This window comes from Oleiphilus sp. HI0080, from assembly GCF_001635135.1.
In genome coordinates, this window is the sequence record NZ_LWFU01000918.1 from 1 (window position 1) to 1,170 (window position 1,170).

At 46.8% G+C, this 1,170-nt stretch carries 1 protein-coding gene; it reads right to left on the reverse strand.

Going from position 1 to position 1,170, the window contains the following annotated elements:
- Positions 1–1,170: FimV family protein (locus A3751_RS23095; protein ID WP_197466473.1), on the reverse strand; the 1,170-nt coding region annotated here is incomplete at both ends.

Below are 1,170 nucleotides of genomic sequence, written 5' to 3' on the forward strand. Positions count from 1 at the left end.
TCATCCAAATCCAACAGTAAATCATCCGCATCCGATCCGCCGTCATCAACCTGAGAGTCTGATAGCACTTCGGAGTCTAGATCTTCATTCAAGTCGTCCGAAAGTTCTAAGCTCAGCGCTTCATCCTCTGTAAGCACACCGTCAGATTCGCCATCCTCTTCCAGCTCCACCTCGAGCTCGCCAAGATCATCGGCATCAAGAGCAAGGTCTTCGACCTCAGCGTCTGAAAGCTCATCCGAAGCATCGCCATCCAGATCTACCTCTTCATCCAGCTCAAGCGATAGATCATCAACGTGCACATCTTCAATGGCTTCTTCAGAGTCCACATTCTGATTTTCGTCTTCCAGCTCTAGCGACGACAGATCATCTTCCGCCAAGTCCAACTCTTCACTTAAATCGAGTTCAATTTCGGTTTCACTATCAAGGTCCGAATCATCAAGATTTAAGGCATCATCAAGCTCGAGATCAGCTCGTTCTTCATCTGAAACAACTGCATCTTCGATCTCATCGTCGTTACTAGGGCTCAAATCAACAGATTCAAAATCGATACCCGGATCATCTTCCAACTCATTGCTAACTGAAGTTGAGGCATCTTCTAAATCCAGAGGAATATCCAAATCAACATCTAAGTCATCAGATTCAAAATCTACTTCATCACCAACTTCATCTAGCGCTTCTTCAGCGTAACTTTCTAGCTCATCAACCGAGTCTTCAGACGCGATGTCCGTAACCACTTCAACGTCGTCTTCATCTTTGGACGCATCGACAGTATCAAAATCAAAGTTATTGTCATCACCGCCCAACAACGCCTGCTCTTCGTCTTCATCAAGTAAGTGATCAATGTCGGCTTCTTGAGAAGAAGAGGCCGCCTGGTCTCGTATTCTCTCTTCAAGCTCTGCTCTAATTTCCTCAGCGCGCGCTAAAGCGCTTTGATCCTGAATCGCCTCAAGCTCGCTAATCTGCTTCCCGAACGCCTCTTCTTGTAACGAATCTCGGTAGACTTCGAGTAACTTAAGTCGATAGTCGACACGAACTGGATCAGCCGATATCCCTTGCTCCAAAATCGTCGCTGCTTGATCAAGACGACCATAAGCGATGTAGACATCCGCCTCAGCGATAACGTCCTCTTGACCTTCCTCTGATGAGCTCTTCTCATCTTCAGCCAGTTCA